Source organism: Phormidesmis priestleyi ULC007 (assembly GCF_003003695.1).
Lineage (GTDB): Bacteria > Cyanobacteriota > Cyanobacteriia > Leptolyngbyales > Leptolyngbyaceae > Phormidesmis_A > Phormidesmis_A priestleyi_A.
In genome coordinates this window covers 105,015-118,525 of record NZ_PVWG01000003.1, presented here as the reverse complement: position 1 = coordinate 118,525, position 13,511 = coordinate 105,015, and the positions used below count along the sequence as shown (strand labels likewise).

Sequence of the window (13,511 nt, the reverse complement as noted above, 5' to 3'; positions counted from 1 at the left end):
TGGCTTGAAGTCCCCCAATTTTGGGGGATTTAGCGATGATCTTAAAAGTCAAGCGGGAAGGGCAACTTTTTCGGTTTCAGCCTCTGCGATAGGAGGCACCCAGTCCTTATCCTGCTTGACAAGGGCATTCAAAATGGTGAGCAGCTTGTGCATACAAGCTACCAAGGCAACTTTCTTCTCTTTGCCGCGCTGCAATAACCGATGATAAAACTCCTTCAGCACAGGATTGAAGCGAACCGCCACCATTGCCGACATAAACAACACCTGTCGGACGTTGGCACGCCCCCCAGAGACCCGACGTTTTCCTCTCATTTGTCCGCTGTCATAGTTAAAGGGGGCAACGCCCACCAAGGCAGCGATTTGCTTGTGGTTCAGCTTGCCCCCATTCCGGCCAGGCAGAGACCAGCGTGGAAGCCAGGACTTTTCCCACACCGGGCACGCTCAGAACCAATTCTTGAGTGTGTCGCCACAGTTGGCAGGCTTGAATTTGGGCTTCGATCTCGCCGTCGAGTTCTTTTGATCTGCTCCGTGAGCCATTCAATGTGACCTTCCACGTTCGCTTGCGCTTTCCCTCTTAATAGAGCCATGCGATTGCGCTCGGCGGTGAGAATGTCCACCAACTGACGACGGGTGACTAAATCATCAAGTTGCTGTTGGGCTTCACTTGCTAAGGGTCGCACATCGGGGGTAATCTTGTCGCCAAACCACGCTAAAACTTAAGCATCAACTTGATCCGTTTTTGCCTGTTGATTCATCGCCCGAGCAAAGTTGCGTCCTTGACGGGCATTCATCACTGCCACCGCATAGCCCGCTTGACTCAACCACAAAGCCGCTTCTCGTTCATAGCCTCCCGTCGATTCTAAAATGACTCGCTTCACGTCGTCGGGTTCGGGAAACTGGGAGCGCACCGATAACAATCCAACAATGGTATTGGGAACGCGCCAGCACTTGCCCGTGGGATAAACATGAATATCCAGAAACCGTTAAACATCAATGCCAATCGAATGGAGATTGTCGCTCATCGGGAACCTCCGAGAAACCCCGTGCGTTCACGCCGGGGAGGGATAGGAGCGGGCACTCGATCCAGTGCCCAATCTCTCACGCTTCTCACAGAATAGACGCTATACTGTGAGGCATGACGCAGAAAGCCTTCAAGTACCGCTTTTATCCAACGCCTGAGCAAGAAACCTTGCTGAGACGCACGATGGGCTGTACTCGTTTGGTGTATAACCGCGCCCTCGCCGCCAGGACTCAGGCATGGTATGAGCATCAAGAACGAGTCGGGTACGCTGAAACGTCTGCGATGCTGACTACGTGGAAGAAGGCGGAAGACCTGCAATTCTTGAACGAAGTTAGCTGCGTGCCTTTGCAGCAGGGATTGCGCCATCTTCAGAAAGCGTTCAGCAACTTCTTTGCAGGACGGGCACAATACCCCAACTTCAAGAAGAAGCATCACGGCGGCAGTGCTGAATTTACCAAGTCGGCATTTAAGTTCAGAGATGCTCAGGTATTTCTGGCTAAGGATGCTGAACCGCTCAATATCCGATGGAGTAGACAACTCCCCCAAGGTTCTGAACCCTCCACCGTCACGGTGAGACTTTCCCCGGCTGGGAGATGGACGGTTTCTCTGCTGGTGGATGTTGAGATTGAACCCTTGCCCGCATCGCCTAACCAAATTGGGATTGATTTGGGCATCACGAGCCTGGTCGCTCTCAGCACAGGTGAAAAGGTTGCCAACCCCAAAAGCTTTGCTGCCAAGCGTCGCAAACTCAAGAGAGTTCAGAAAGCGCTTTCTCGCAAGCAAAAGGGGTCGAACAACCAACATAAAGCCAGGATCAAAGTCGCTAGAGTCTATGCAGAAATTAGCGATTCCCGGCATGATTTTCTTCACAAGTTGACAACTCGATTGGTGCGTGAAAACCAAACCATCGCCGTCGAAGCTTTGGCTGTGAAGAACATGGTTAAGAATCGGAAGCTTGCCAAATCCATCAGCGATGCTGCGTGGGGCGAACTGGTTAGGCAACTTGAATATAAGTGCGATTGGTATGGTCGCAGCTTCGTCAAGATTGACCGATGGTTTCCGAGTTCTAAGCGGTGTGGGCATTGTGGTCACATCGTAGATAAGTTGCCGTTGGATATCCGGGAATGGGATTGCCCCAGTTGCGGGACACACCATGACCGGGACATCAACGCGGCAAAGAACATCTTGGCGGCAGGGCTTGCCGTGTCAGTCTGTGGAGCGAACGTAAGACCGGATAAGCATTCGCTTTGAAGGCAGTTGCTATGAAGCAGAAACCTAAGTCGTGAGTCTTAGGAATCACCGCTCCTTTAGGACGGTGAGGATGTCAACTAGATAGCTCCCAGGAGGATGAAGGGGATGGTAGGAGTCTCAGCGGTTCCTCTACCTTGCGTTATGCGGGATACTCAGACGGTCTCAGTTCCCTGCCGATAATTCGAGGTGTTTCTGAGTTCAGATAGTGTGGTGACCCTAGCTAAATCTCGATTTCAAGAATCTTAGGGGGGACGGTCTGCCACACTCTTAAGATACAAGGGTGAGGGCAAAGATTCGTGCGGGAGGTCTATTCTCAAATCGTCTACTGATTGGAGTCAGAATCTTTAACCTAAATGCATCAAGGTCTGACGCGAGCAAACTTCAACTCTTGACTGTGAAAATCGAATCGGGCACCGTTGAGCGCGGTGACAACTCGACAGTTCAGCCATCGCCCTTTTTTTCCTGGCAACCCATCTGCCACCAGACAAACTCGGTAGGGTTGATTTGCTTCCAGATTCTTAGTGATCATGCCCGTCGCTCCAGCTTTGGTGACTTTTGAGTTAACCCGATTAGCTTTGGCGCACCCTCCTTCTGGGTTCACGTTTGACTCTGGACGATCGCAGATGTTGAGATAAATTTCCCCATCCTCGGTTGCTTGACCAAAAAACCATCGGATGTGAACGAGTGCTTCTGAAGTTTGGGCAGCAGGGTTTGTTAAAGACAGAAGAGCGGGGGATGGGTTAAATCGAATCAGTTGATGTTGCCACCACAGCCCTCCTCCCACCACTAGACCAGACAAAGCCCAGAGCCGGAAATTTGGGAGAGCGGCAATTTTGGCCAAAGAGAATGGGATGATCGTCTTTCTCTGGTGGCGGATCGATTCGAGCAAAATGAACTCAATGCCGCGAAGCAGATCCTGGGTGGTGCAGAGCCGTTTTTCTGGTGAGGGATGGATGAGTCGATCGATCAAATCAGCAAAGGAGTTTGAGATGTGCGGTGCAGCCGATCGCCAATGGAGTTGCCCTGTTTTTAGATCTGCCGACAAAGATTCAGGGGGTTTCCCAGTCAGCAGATAAACAAAAGTACGTCCCAACGCAAAAAAATCCGATTGAGGCACAGATCTTCCCTGAAGCTGCTCTGGAGCGGTGTAGCCATCGGAGTAGACGATCGTCACGCCGCGTCTATCAACAACCGTTGCAGTGACTTTTCTAGCAGTCCCGAAATCAATTAATACCAGGTTTCCATTGGGTTGATAAATAATATTAGAAGGCTTGATATCTCGGTGAAAAAGATTGTGTTGATGAATGTAATCTAGCGTTAGGGCTAATTGTTTTAGCCACTGTAAGGCGAAGTCTTGACTCATCGATTGAAATTCATTTTCCTGCATCCATTGCTCTAGATTTTGCCCTTTAATGTATTCCATGATCAGGCAATAAAGCTTTTTTCCATGACTGAGTGAAAGGGTGAAGTAGGAATCAGGATCAGTTTTAGGAATTCCAGGATGGGACAAATTCGTGAGAATGCTGGCTTCTTGAATAAAGAGATCAACTAATTTAGGGGCAGTGACATGGAGAGATTTTAAGACTTTGATTTGACCTCGATCGCAGACTTCAAACACCTCACTAGGATACGCTTTGTCGAGCGGTCGGAGGGGACGAATTAACTGATAGCGACCTTGAATTTGCAATGATGTTCCACAGGCTTGACAGACTTGTAGTCCGTCGGGATTTTGTCGATCAAGACAATCGGGGTTAATACAATAACTCATGATCAAAGCATCACTGGAGAACATTAAAATTCATCATGAAATGAATGCGATTGCCATCCGATATCGCTTTATTCAGCACAGAAAACTCAAAGGAACAGGTTCCTTGCGAAAAGGGAATGTAGTTGATGCGGGTATCTAGATAAACATTATCCGTGAGGCTGCTTTCAAGGGGGCGAATGCCCTGCTCTGTCACGGCTTCACCTACACAGGAGTAAGTTTTGTAGTGAACTACTGCGCTAGCGTTGGGGCTGACAACGCTGAGATAAAAGCCGCCGATTCCTTTTGTTGTTTTGGGGGCACGGTACACATTGCCAGGGCGAACTCCCGGTCTAGGAAAGCTGCAATCTTTGGATGCTACATGGCACGATCCAGGTTTGGGGCGCTCTAGCCAGCACAAGCCGATGATATCTTTTTGACCTGCCATACAGGCTGCTTTTTGAGTGAGTGCAAGGTAACTGGGAATGGCGATCGCGGCTAAAATTCCCATTACCAGCAAAATGGTTAAAAGCTCGGTCAGCGTATAGCCTGAACTGGTTCGATCGAAAGGGATGCGATCGACAATGGGACGTGTTATCTTAAACCAATTTTCATTGCGATGAAGGGTTGGAAGCATGATCACAACGGGGGCGAGTTGGGCGTAGAAAACGCTGCTTCAACGGTTTTCGGAAATGATTTTCGGAACGATGTAGGGCGAGAAGGCTAAAAAATACCTCACTTCTTTCTAATGGATTTCACGTCAACTGATCGAATTTTATGCAACAGGCACCCAAGACGTTTTAACCATTTTCTGGAATGTTTCCAGCCGTTTCTAAGTGATACCGGGTGACGTATTTTTGGATGACAGGTTGAAGGGTGAATAAGACCTCCTCGTCTTCGTCGATTTTGGTGTTTTCAATCAGCGATCGTCCTTTCAACGACTCCAACACTTGAATGACTTCTGACTGAGATAAGCGTGAGTCCAGCCGATCAGTGAGCTGCGAGATAGAAACGGGCTGATCTGCGATCGCCAAACAACCCATCACGGCTTTCTCTTGGGCAGACAGCCGCTGAAATTGCTGGTCTAAAGTGTCTCTTAACTTATCGACGACGATCGTCAGACCCTTGAGAAATGCTGCTACGTTCCCATCAAAGACTTCTTTAATCGTGGTAGAAATTAGCCGCAGCGCTAACGGATCGCCCTGATAAATCGCGATCAGCGTTGCCCATTTTTCCTGTCCAGATAAGTGCTCTGCTTGAAAAATTTGTCGTGCGTCAGGTTCCGCCAACCCCGTCAGGGGCAACATCCGCACGGGTGAGCGATTTCCGGCTAATCTGGCAATTTCTCCCATTTCGCGACTGGTGAGCAGCAGACAGCTTTGGTGACGTTCTGTGCCCACTCGTCGAAACAGTTCGCTGTATTCTTCATAGCCCTCCAGATACTGACCCGTCAACGATTCCCCTTTGAGAATGGCTTCCCCGTTGTCTAACACCAGCAAACAGCGATGCTGACGCAATTGTTCTATGAGTTGAGACAGCGTTTGGTGAATGGGAAATGCTGCTGTGGGAGGCTGATATGTGAGGAATTGCAGCAGATTTTGCAGCAGGTCTGGCAGAGGAGGAGCCTGACGCAACGATCGCCAAATCACCACTTCAAACTGATCTTGAATCTGCTCAATCAACCGCACCACTAACGCTGTTTTGCCAATGCTCCCCCGCCCCAACACGGTCACCAAGCGGCAGCGATCGCCGACGATCCAGTGTTCTAGGGTTGCCAGTTCTGACTCACGCCCAAAAAACAATCTCACATCGGGCGCTTCTTCCCAATCAACCACTGGTAGAGAAGAAGCCGTTGATAAAGGAAGAAATGATGGATCAGCGATCGTCTGCCAATCCCTTACGCCCACGATTTGACACAACTCAATAAACGCATCCCGGTCAATGGGTTCCCCTCGCAAAAAACGCTTCAGCGTCGCTAGAGAAGTGTGTGCCTGGGCATACCAGGCTGTTGACTGACGATTCCAGCCTAACCGCCGTCGTGCCCGATCGATCTGTTCTAACCCATTTCTAGAAGCTCTCAGCGTTTCTGCCATGCTTCCTCACCTTTTGCTTGGGTATCAGACAGATATCACATTTTGGCTCACCTTAGCTCAGTCAAAAATGCCCTGGGTCAGCTTGTGAGCCAACCGCTTGAGCCAGAGACTGAACCGCCAAACCCTTACAGGGCAAATACTTTAGAGATGTGAGCGGGACACGCAGACAGATTCAAACCTTCAGCGAACCCTCACCAATCGCACACAAATTGCCTTGTAAACCATTCAATTCATTGGAGACTTTTATGGCTCGCCACACTCGCATTTCTGCTCTATTTGCGGGATGCATTCTTCTAACAGGTGTTGTAGCCCCAGCGATCGCTCAATCCCAAACTCCCACGGCTCCCCCCCCAGAACAAGTCAGTCCCTCACGACTTTAACAACCAGAGACTCCGACGACTCCCGCTCTAGTTAGGCTCAAGTTTTGAGCCATCTCGCACGTTCACTAATCTTGTAGGAGACAATTATGAACCCTAAAGCTGTATTGGCTTCTGTGCTATTCTCACTGTCAACTCTACTGATAGCAGTAGCACCTGCATTTAGTGCAGAAAAAGTGATTCGTCAGAACAGACATTTTATTCATACGATAGGACCGGTAACCCAAAGTTTATATGGGCGGAGGGCTTTTACCAAGAGAGTGGCAGCATGGATTCGCAGAAATCCGGGAGGTGTTCCTGGTAGTCTTTGTGATGATCTTGTACCAGTTGATCCCACTGGCTTAATTAAAGTAGGTTGCAAAGCCTTTGTCGCACGTAAAGACACCATTTTACGTGCTGCGGACTCAAACCAATGCGTAAAAGTTCGTTTTCCTCACGGGGCTACTCCTCTAGTGTCTGCTGTAACTGTTGATAACTTCCGGTACTGCAAATAATGACCCCACGTGAGTTCTGGTCGAGTCAATCTCTCCGGCTTGAGCAATGGCTTGTTCAGAACTCACGTTACTTAGTTACCAGAGTTGAGCAAGGGGCAGAATTCACTCTACCTCTTGCAGAGTGAGCTAATTTACCAGTTCTGAAACCCACATTCCGCCCTTTAAGTGCCACACTTAAATATTTAGCGCTGAAAGCCATATCTGGCAGTGGATACAAGGTTTTTGGTGCAAATGACCTATTTGAGCGCAATTGAAAATCACCCTGGCTTAGTGAGATAATCATCCAGCCAGAGCTTCTGTGAGCCCCATTGCCTCACTTAAATTATTCAATGTGCCAGTTGAAAGTGCGGAATGTCGGCCAGAACCGTGACATGCGAAAGTTTCCCTTCGTCTTTGTGCGCGTCCCAGCCCGGACAGGCACCTGATGCAACAGCGATTCTCCTTAATGGGTTAGTTTCTACTTGCTGACTGATGATTCGATCGCCCATTCGGTGCTGATCCACGGTTGGCAAGCTTGCAGCCCTAAAGTCGGATCTTTGTGATAATCGTCTCCGGTTTCCCAAACAATTACCGAGCGATCGGAGGCGATTAAATATAGATATTCGGCGGTGGGGTCATAGTTCACACCTACTTTGAGATTAGAGAAATCATCTTCACAAATCTCATAGCCAAATCGAACTACAATCTGTGCCAGCAAGCATTCTGGTGTGTCGCTGGCTTCTCCAGAGAGATCGCGCTCCTGCCAAAACTTATCGAGAAACCGCTCTAAAGTCGGTAGCACCTTATTGGGCGTGCCTCCTCGACTGGCATAAACGATCGCGGGGTTGCCCTCAACAATGATGTGACAAGGTGTAGCCATCTTAAAGGGATGAGGGATGAGTGAGCAAGGATGAACCCATCATTTCATATTTTTTGTGATTTCGACTCTTGTCTGCGATCGTGGTTTCTGAATCTGGGTTTTAGAAACCGATGCTGATCTGAAGGGTTAGAAAATAAGCCACGACATGACATAGGGGCAAAGCCTTCGGCGAACGCTTTCTTGGAATTTCCGAAAGCTGAACTACCGAGGGCTTTGCCCCTACGATCGCCGGATTAAAAACCGACCTGACAAACCTAATTAAAGGTCGTTTTCGCCCAATTCACGGGTCATGTAGTCAAAGGGCTGGTCAATAAACGAGGCTCCTTCAATGCCAGTTGCCGCAACCTGCTCTCTGACAATTTCTTTCATGATTTGAATGCCGCGCACGGTTGGGCCACTGGGAACCCCCAACGAGTTGTAGGTTTCTCGCAGACCTTCTAGCACTCGCTCATCTAGCACGTCGGTGTCTCCAGCGACCAGTGCATAGCTGGCATAGCGCAGATAATAGTCCATATCTCGCAGACACGCGGCATAGCGACGAGTGGTGTAAGCGTTGCCGCCGGGGCGAATCAGTTCGGGGAGTTCATCAAACAACCGTAAGCCTGCTTGCTTGACGATCGCCGCCGCATTGGAGTTGATTACTCCGGCCGCTTGCACACGCGCCATCCCGGTTGCAAAATAGGATTTTAAATCATCAACCGCATTGCGATCAAGATATCGCCCGGTGATGTCGTAGTTTCTAATCAGGCTTGTCACTGCATCGCGCATGAAATTCTTCTCCCAATTAATCCCGATAAACAGATCTGGTGTTTGTGGTTTTCTGATTAGAGCCTCGACCCACAGCAACTAGCCGAGCGCTCCATCAAATTCATCAAAATGATTTAGCGTAAGTCTACCACGCAGGGTTGAGCCGATTGAAATGCTGACAACGCTGATCCCCCTAGACGTTGTGAAACGTTACATTTTTACGTCCCAAGACGCAATCATAGTCGTTAACCTAAATTTAATTCTTGCTAACGACTAAGGATTTTGTAGTCTAAGATACAAAACTCCTGTATCGCTCTCCCTACGATGATTCACAGAACTCAGGGTCTAGCTCTAGAAAGATGCGCGATCGCCGCTTTTTCTTTAAAGACCTCATAAATCTTTCCGATTAAGGTGAAACATCTTAACTGAGCCGTATTCGTTCAACATCTTCTCAAACCCTTCTGAGAAGACTTTATTAGCCCCGATTCAAGGAGTAGTTCATGGCTGAGACTGCACAAGAAATTCTAAAGATGATTGAGGATCAGAATATTGAACTGATCGACCTCAAGTTTGTAGATCTTTATGGAATTTGGCAACACTGTACGTTCCACAAAAGTTTGATTGAGGAAGAATCTTTTCTCAACTCTGGGGGTGTAGCGTTTGACGGGTCTAGCATTCGCGGCTGGAAAGCCATCAACAGTTCTGATATGGCGATGGTGCCTGACCCCACCACTGCTTGGATCGATCCCTTCATGGAAGTGCCAACCCTGAGCATGGTTTGCACGATCGTCGATCCTCGCACCGGGCAAATGTATGAGCGTGACCCCCGATCGATCGCGCAGAAAGCCGTTGACTATTTGATCTCTACAGGAATCGGCGATAAAGTCTTCTGCGGCCCTGAACCCGAATTTTTTATCTTTGACGATGTTCGCTATGGGCAAGAGGGTCACACGGGCTACTATGCCGTTGATTCGAGCGAAGGTTCTTGGAATTCAGGCAGTTCTGAACCGGGCGGCAACCTTGGCTTTAAAATTGGCAAGAAACGGGGCTATTTTCCGGCGGCTCCCTCCGATACGCTGCAAGACATTCGGACAGAAATGCTGCTGACGATGGCGAAGTGTGGCGTGCCGATCGAGAAGCATCACCACGAAGTTGCTGCTGGTGGACAGTGTGAGCTAGGCATCCGCTTTTCTGACCTGGTACACGCGGCTGACTATGTGCAGACCTATAAGTATGTGGTCAAAAACGTTGCTCGTAAATATGGCAAGACGGCAACCTTCATGCCCAAGCCGATCCACGATGACAATGGCTCTGGAATGCACAGCCACATGTCAATCTGGAAAGATGGACAGCCGTTGTTTGCAGGCGACAAATATGCAGGCTTGAGCCAAATGGCGCTGCATTTCATCGGCGGCTTGATCCGCCACGCGCCTTCACTTCTAGCGTTCACTAACCCAACCGTAAACTCCTATAAGCGGTTGGTTCCTGGCTTTGAAGCTCCGGTCAACTTGGCATACTCGGCGGGGAATCGATCGGCATCAATTCGGATTCCGCTATCGGGCAGCAATCCTAAAGCCAAGCGATTAGAGTTCCGGTGCCCTGACGCATCGAGTAACCCTTACCTCACTTTTTCGGCGATGCTCTGTGCGGGGCTAGACGGCATCAAAAACCAGATTGATCCGGGCGAACCTTTGGATGTAGACATCTACGAAATGAGTAAAGAGGAATTGGCAAAAGTGCCCAAAGCACCCGCAAACCTCGGCGAAGCGCTGGCCAATCTGGAGAGAGATCACGAATTTCTCACGGCGGGCGGTGTCTTCCCAGAAGACTTCATCTATAACTGGATCGCGATGAAGATGGAGGGTGAAGTGAAGCCGATTAGCAAGTTGCCAACTCCCTACGAGTTTGAGTTGTATTACGACTGCTAGACCTAGATACTGTTGTCTCAGTGGAACAAATCCCTCAGTGAAGATTTTCATTGGGGGATTTGCTTTGGGAGGACACGATCGGTACTCTCTTTATTGAGCTATGCCCATTTCAAAAACAATTGCGATCGATCTAATACCAATTTCGGAAGCAATGGCGACTGATCGTTCGATCCGACGGGGCACGGCATGCCATGCCCCTACCGTATTCCGTGCTCTCGTGTGGATCTGTCGCGTTCACAAATCAAATTGGTATTACAGAATCAGGTTAGAAATATCGACTTATTTTGCTGTTAACGGGGTAAATTGTCCTCCCAATCCTTCAACGATCGTTTTTGTATTCGCAACGAGCATTTTCTGGTAAGTGTCCCCTTCGCTTCCGGCTTCTCCTAATCCATCTGCATAGAGTTCTCGATCGGAAACTTTCACGTTTGCTTCTTTGGCAACCGCTTCGATCAACTTAGGATTAAGGGTGAGTTCAGCAAAGATCGTTGGAACCTTATCATCTTCGATCGTTTTGACTAATTCCTTGACTCGATTTGCAGTCGGCTTTTCTTCAGTGCTGATGCCTTCTAATGCACCTTCAACCGGAAGCCCATAGGCTTTAGAGTAGTAGCCTAAAGCATCGTGCGTCGTCACCAACTTACGAGACGCTTCAGGAATGGTGGCAATTTGTGACTTAATCCAGCCATCAATTTGCGTCAGTTCTGTCGTCATCGCTTGAGCATTTTTGGCATAAAGGGCTGCATTCGCAGGCGCAACTTTCGCTAAATTACTTTGAACTGCGGCAACCATTTGAATTCCGTTTTGAGCGTTGTGCCAAACGTGCGGATCAGGAACCGTTTGACCGTCTTCATCAAACTGCTGCGGAGTCGGAACCGCAACTTCTGCGATCGCAACCTTTGGCGTAGAATTAGCGGTCGATTGGATCAGCTTCATTAAACTTGGCTCGAAGTCATAACCCGAATAGAGAACCAGATTGGCATCTTCGATCGCTTTGCGATCTTCGGGTGCTGGCTGATAAACGTGGGGATCGGCAGCAGGCTTAATCAAGCAAGTGAGATCAACTGTATTGGCAGCAATTTGTTTGGTCAGATCGCACAACACGGTGCTAGTTGCTACTACTTTAATGCCTGTGTTTGAAGCGCTTGGTGTATTTGTGGCTGCCGTTCCTGTTGCAGAATCGGTGGGACTGGTTTGACTGGTCTGCGTAGAAGAACTACAGGCTGTCAAGATACTGACTGTCAGTGCTATTGTGGCGGCTCCCCAAGTTTGACGCAATGCGTTGTCCATGATTTTTTAACACCTGAAATGAGGAAATTGTCTTATAATGAGAATCATTTTCATTCAGGTTTTTATGTTAGAGGTTCAGCAACTGGCTGTCAACTATCGCGGAGTGTGTGGACTCGATCGCATTAGCTTTCGCATTGAGCCGGGTCAACTCGTTGGAATTGTGGGCCCGAATGGGGCAGGCAAAAGCACGATGCTGAAGGCGATGCTGGGTTTGATTCCGGCGGTGGGTGGGAAGGTAAGCTACTGCACTTGTCCCTTACACCAACAACTCGAACGAGTGGCGTATGTGCCGCAGCGATCGCAGATTGACTGGGATTACCCGATCACGGTTTGGAATGTGGTGATGATGGCACGAACTCGGCAGCTAGGCTGGTTTCGCCGTCCTGGTCGGGCGGCTCAGGAGATCGTCAAAGCGGCATTGGAACGAGTAGAAATGTTGCCCTTAAAGGGTCGTCGCATTGGAGAATTATCGGGTGGACAGCAGCAGCGAGTCTTTCTAGCTCGTGCCTTGGCTCAACAAGCGGATCTGTTTTTATTTGACGAGCCATTTACGGGAGTCGATAAGAAGACTGAGGCAATGATGTTAGAGGTATTTGCAGAACTGCGATCGCACGGCAAGATCTTGCTCGTTAGCAGTCATGATTGGGGACAAATGCTGAATCAACTCGATCGACTTTTGCTGTTAAATCAGCGCCTGATCGCCGATGGCTCACCGCAATTTGTGATGACCCCAGAGCATTTGCATCAAGCTTACGGGGTGCCGATGCAGGCTCCATTTCACGCGGAAGAACCAACATTTTTCTGTTAATTAATATGTTGAACTTACTGATTGAGCCATTGAATTATGAATTTATGCGAAATGCGATCGCCATTGGCATTCTCACCGGAATTCTTTGTCCCGTTGTCGGAAGTTATCTGATTGTTCAACGAATGGCGCTTTTAGGAGATGTCATTGCTCATTGCGTGTTGCCAGGACTCTCGATCTCATTCTTTCTAGGAGTTGATATTCTGATTGGTGCCTTTGCTTCCGGCATCACAGGTGCATTGATCATTGCTTGGATTCGCTCTCAGTCTCGCGTTAAAGTGGATGCAGCAATGGCGTTAACGTTTTCTAGCTTTTTTGCGCTGGGCGTTGTGTTAATTACTGTACTGCGAAATAAGATTGATCTCGATAGCTTTCTCTTTGGCGATATCTTAGGTGTAACAACGACTGATATTTATCGAACGCTAATCATTGCGCTTCTAATTTTGTGTGCGATTAGAATATTTTACAAAGAACTATTGTTCTATACGTTTGATCAAATGGGTGCAAAAGCGCTTGGTTTACCCGTCGATACGATTTACTTCGGTTTTATGGCAGTGATCACCTTGACGATTATTGCGAGTATGCAAGCCGTGGGTGTCATTCTGGTAATTTCGCTGCTGGTCGGTCCTGCTTTGACTGCTTACCTGCTCGTCAAAGAACTGCATCACATGATGTTGCTCGGTGCAGTGATTGGCGCGATCGCCAGCATCATCGGAGTCTACATCAGTTATTACAACAATCTGCCTTCTGGTCCCGCGATCGTGCTTGTTTCCTCAACGCTATTTTTGGTGGCGTTTCTCTTCAGTCCCACTCAAGGCGTTTTGACTCGACCTAACCCAAACGGAAGTATAGAAAGGGTTCTGCGCCACCTGGGTCTAGCAAGACCAACAAAAATGTAGCGA

The 13,511-nt window shown here is 48.8% G+C and carries 14 protein-coding genes; 6 read left to right on the top strand and 8 right to left on the bottom strand.

Translation table 11 applies throughout. The features are described from left to right. Positions 1-48 precede the first annotated feature (48 nt). Positions 49-432: a transposase gene (locus C7B65_RS28305; RefSeq protein ID WP_083582717.1), complete on the bottom strand. Its 384-nt coding sequence runs from the start codon at positions 430-432 to the stop codon at positions 49-51. A gap of 284 nt (positions 433-716) precedes the next feature. Continuing rightward, positions 717-908: an IS110 family transposase gene (locus C7B65_RS28300; protein WP_219898347.1), complete on the bottom strand. Its 192-nt coding sequence runs from the start codon at positions 906-908 to the stop codon at positions 717-719. A gap of 227 nt (positions 909-1,135) precedes the next feature. Here C7B65_RS28300 and C7B65_RS04510 point away from each other — a divergent pair, with 227 nt between their 5' ends. Next, positions 1,136-2,272, top strand: a complete 1,137-nt coding sequence (locus tag C7B65_RS04510) for an RNA-guided endonuclease InsQ/TnpB family protein (protein ID WP_073069854.1) — start codon at positions 1,136-1,138, stop codon at positions 2,270-2,272. Positions 2,273-2,630: 358 nt separating this feature from the next. Here the strand turns inward: C7B65_RS04510 and C7B65_RS04505 are convergent, their stop codons facing one another. From C7B65_RS04505 to C7B65_RS04495, 3 genes are all read right to left on the bottom strand, one after another. Further along, positions 2,631-4,040, bottom strand: coding sequence for a serine/threonine protein kinase (locus C7B65_RS04505; protein WP_073069853.1), 1,410 nt, complete (start codon positions 4,038-4,040; stop codon positions 2,631-2,633). Positions 4,041-4,050: 10 nt separating this feature from the next. Continuing rightward, positions 4,051-4,653, bottom strand: coding sequence for a hypothetical protein (locus C7B65_RS04500; RefSeq protein ID WP_143162009.1), 603 nt, complete (start codon positions 4,651-4,653; stop codon positions 4,051-4,053). A gap of 163 nt (positions 4,654-4,816) precedes the next feature. Beyond that, on the bottom strand, positions 4,817-6,109 hold the full coding sequence (locus C7B65_RS04495; RefSeq protein WP_073069851.1) for an NB-ARC domain-containing protein: 1,293 nt from the start codon (positions 6,107-6,109) through the stop codon (positions 4,817-4,819). 245 nt (positions 6,110-6,354) lie between these two features. Here C7B65_RS04495 and C7B65_RS29180 point away from each other — a divergent pair, with 245 nt between their 5' ends. Further along, positions 6,355-6,489: a hypothetical protein gene (locus tag C7B65_RS29180; protein ID WP_262983521.1), complete on the top strand. Its 135-nt coding sequence runs from the start codon at positions 6,355-6,357 to the stop codon at positions 6,487-6,489. A gap of 86 nt (positions 6,490-6,575) precedes the next feature. Next, positions 6,576-6,980 carry a hypothetical protein gene (locus C7B65_RS27315; protein WP_143162008.1) on the top strand — a complete coding sequence of 135 codons (405 nt, stop codon included), beginning with the start codon at positions 6,576-6,578 and terminating at the stop codon, positions 6,978-6,980. A 457-nt stretch (positions 6,981-7,437) separates the two neighbouring features. Here the strand turns inward: C7B65_RS27315 and C7B65_RS04490 are convergent, their stop codons facing one another. Together C7B65_RS04490 and apcB are read right to left on the bottom strand one after the other, a co-directional pair. After that, entirely contained in the window at positions 7,438-7,839 is a 402-nt protein-coding gene (locus tag C7B65_RS04490; RefSeq protein ID WP_073069850.1) for a histidine kinase, read from the bottom strand. Positions 7,840-8,097: 258 nt separating this feature from the next. Further along, the gene (gene apcB, locus C7B65_RS04485) at positions 8,098-8,607 is read right to left on the bottom strand and encodes an allophycocyanin subunit beta (RefSeq protein ID WP_073069849.1); all 510 of its coding nucleotides are present in this window, start codon (positions 8,605-8,607) and stop codon (positions 8,098-8,100) included. A 479-nt stretch (positions 8,608-9,086) separates the two neighbouring features. Between apcB and glnA the strand changes: the two genes are divergently transcribed. Next, positions 9,087-10,514, top strand: coding sequence for a type I glutamate--ammonia ligase (gene glnA / locus C7B65_RS04480; RefSeq protein ID WP_073069848.1), 1,428 nt, complete (start codon positions 9,087-9,089; stop codon positions 10,512-10,514). 279 nt (positions 10,515-10,793) lie between these two features. On the opposite strand, the gene C7B65_RS04475 is transcribed toward glnA, so the two are convergent. Beyond that, complete coding sequence (locus C7B65_RS04475; protein WP_073069847.1) at positions 10,794-11,804, bottom strand: metal ABC transporter solute-binding protein, Zn/Mn family; 1,011 nt, start codon at positions 11,802-11,804, stop codon at positions 10,794-10,796. Between the two features lie 37 nt (positions 11,805-11,841). Here C7B65_RS04475 and C7B65_RS04470 point away from each other — a divergent pair, with 37 nt between their 5' ends. Then, entirely contained in the window at positions 11,842-12,612 is a 771-nt protein-coding gene (locus C7B65_RS04470) for a metal ABC transporter ATP-binding protein (protein ID WP_244913162.1), read from the top strand. Between the two features lie 5 nt (positions 12,613-12,617). Beyond that, positions 12,618-13,508 (top strand): metal ABC transporter permease, encoded by an 891-nt coding sequence (locus tag C7B65_RS04465; protein WP_073069846.1) that lies wholly within the window; start codon positions 12,618-12,620, stop codon positions 13,506-13,508. The last annotated feature ends 3 nt before the right edge of the window (positions 13,509-13,511 follow it).

Coding starts and splice junctions, on each gene's coding strand:
- apcB (WP_073069849.1), bottom strand. CDS start 8,607: ATGCGCGATGCAGTGACAAGCCTGATTAGAAACTACGACATCACCGGG.
- C7B65_RS04475 (WP_073069847.1), bottom strand. CDS start 11,804: ATGGACAACGCATTGCGTCAAACTTGGGGAGCCGCCACAATAGCACTG.
- C7B65_RS04490 (WP_073069850.1), bottom strand. CDS start 7,839: ATGGCTACACCTTGTCACATCATTGTTGAGGGCAACCCCGCGATCGTT.
- C7B65_RS04470 (WP_244913162.1), top strand. CDS start 11,842: ATGAGAATCATTTTCATTCAGGTTTTTATGTTAGAGGTTCAGCAACTG.
- C7B65_RS04510 (WP_073069854.1), top strand. CDS start 1,136: ATGACGCAGAAAGCCTTCAAGTACCGCTTTTATCCAACGCCTGAGCAA.
- C7B65_RS04495 (WP_073069851.1), bottom strand. CDS start 6,109: ATGGCAGAAACGCTGAGAGCTTCTAGAAATGGGTTAGAACAGATCGAT.
- C7B65_RS29180 (WP_262983521.1), top strand. CDS start 6,355: ATGGCTCGCCACACTCGCATTTCTGCTCTATTTGCGGGATGCATTCTT.
- glnA (WP_073069848.1), top strand. CDS start 9,087: ATGGCTGAGACTGCACAAGAAATTCTAAAGATGATTGAGGATCAGAAT.
- C7B65_RS04500 (WP_143162009.1), bottom strand. CDS start 4,653: ATGCTTCCAACCCTTCATCGCAATGAAAATTGGTTTAAGATAACACGT.
- C7B65_RS27315 (WP_143162008.1), top strand. CDS start 6,576: ATGAACCCTAAAGCTGTATTGGCTTCTGTGCTATTCTCACTGTCAACT.
- C7B65_RS04465 (WP_073069846.1), top strand. CDS start 12,618: ATGTTGAACTTACTGATTGAGCCATTGAATTATGAATTTATGCGAAAT.
- C7B65_RS04505 (WP_073069853.1), bottom strand. CDS start 4,040: ATGAGTTATTGTATTAACCCCGATTGTCTTGATCGACAAAATCCCGAC.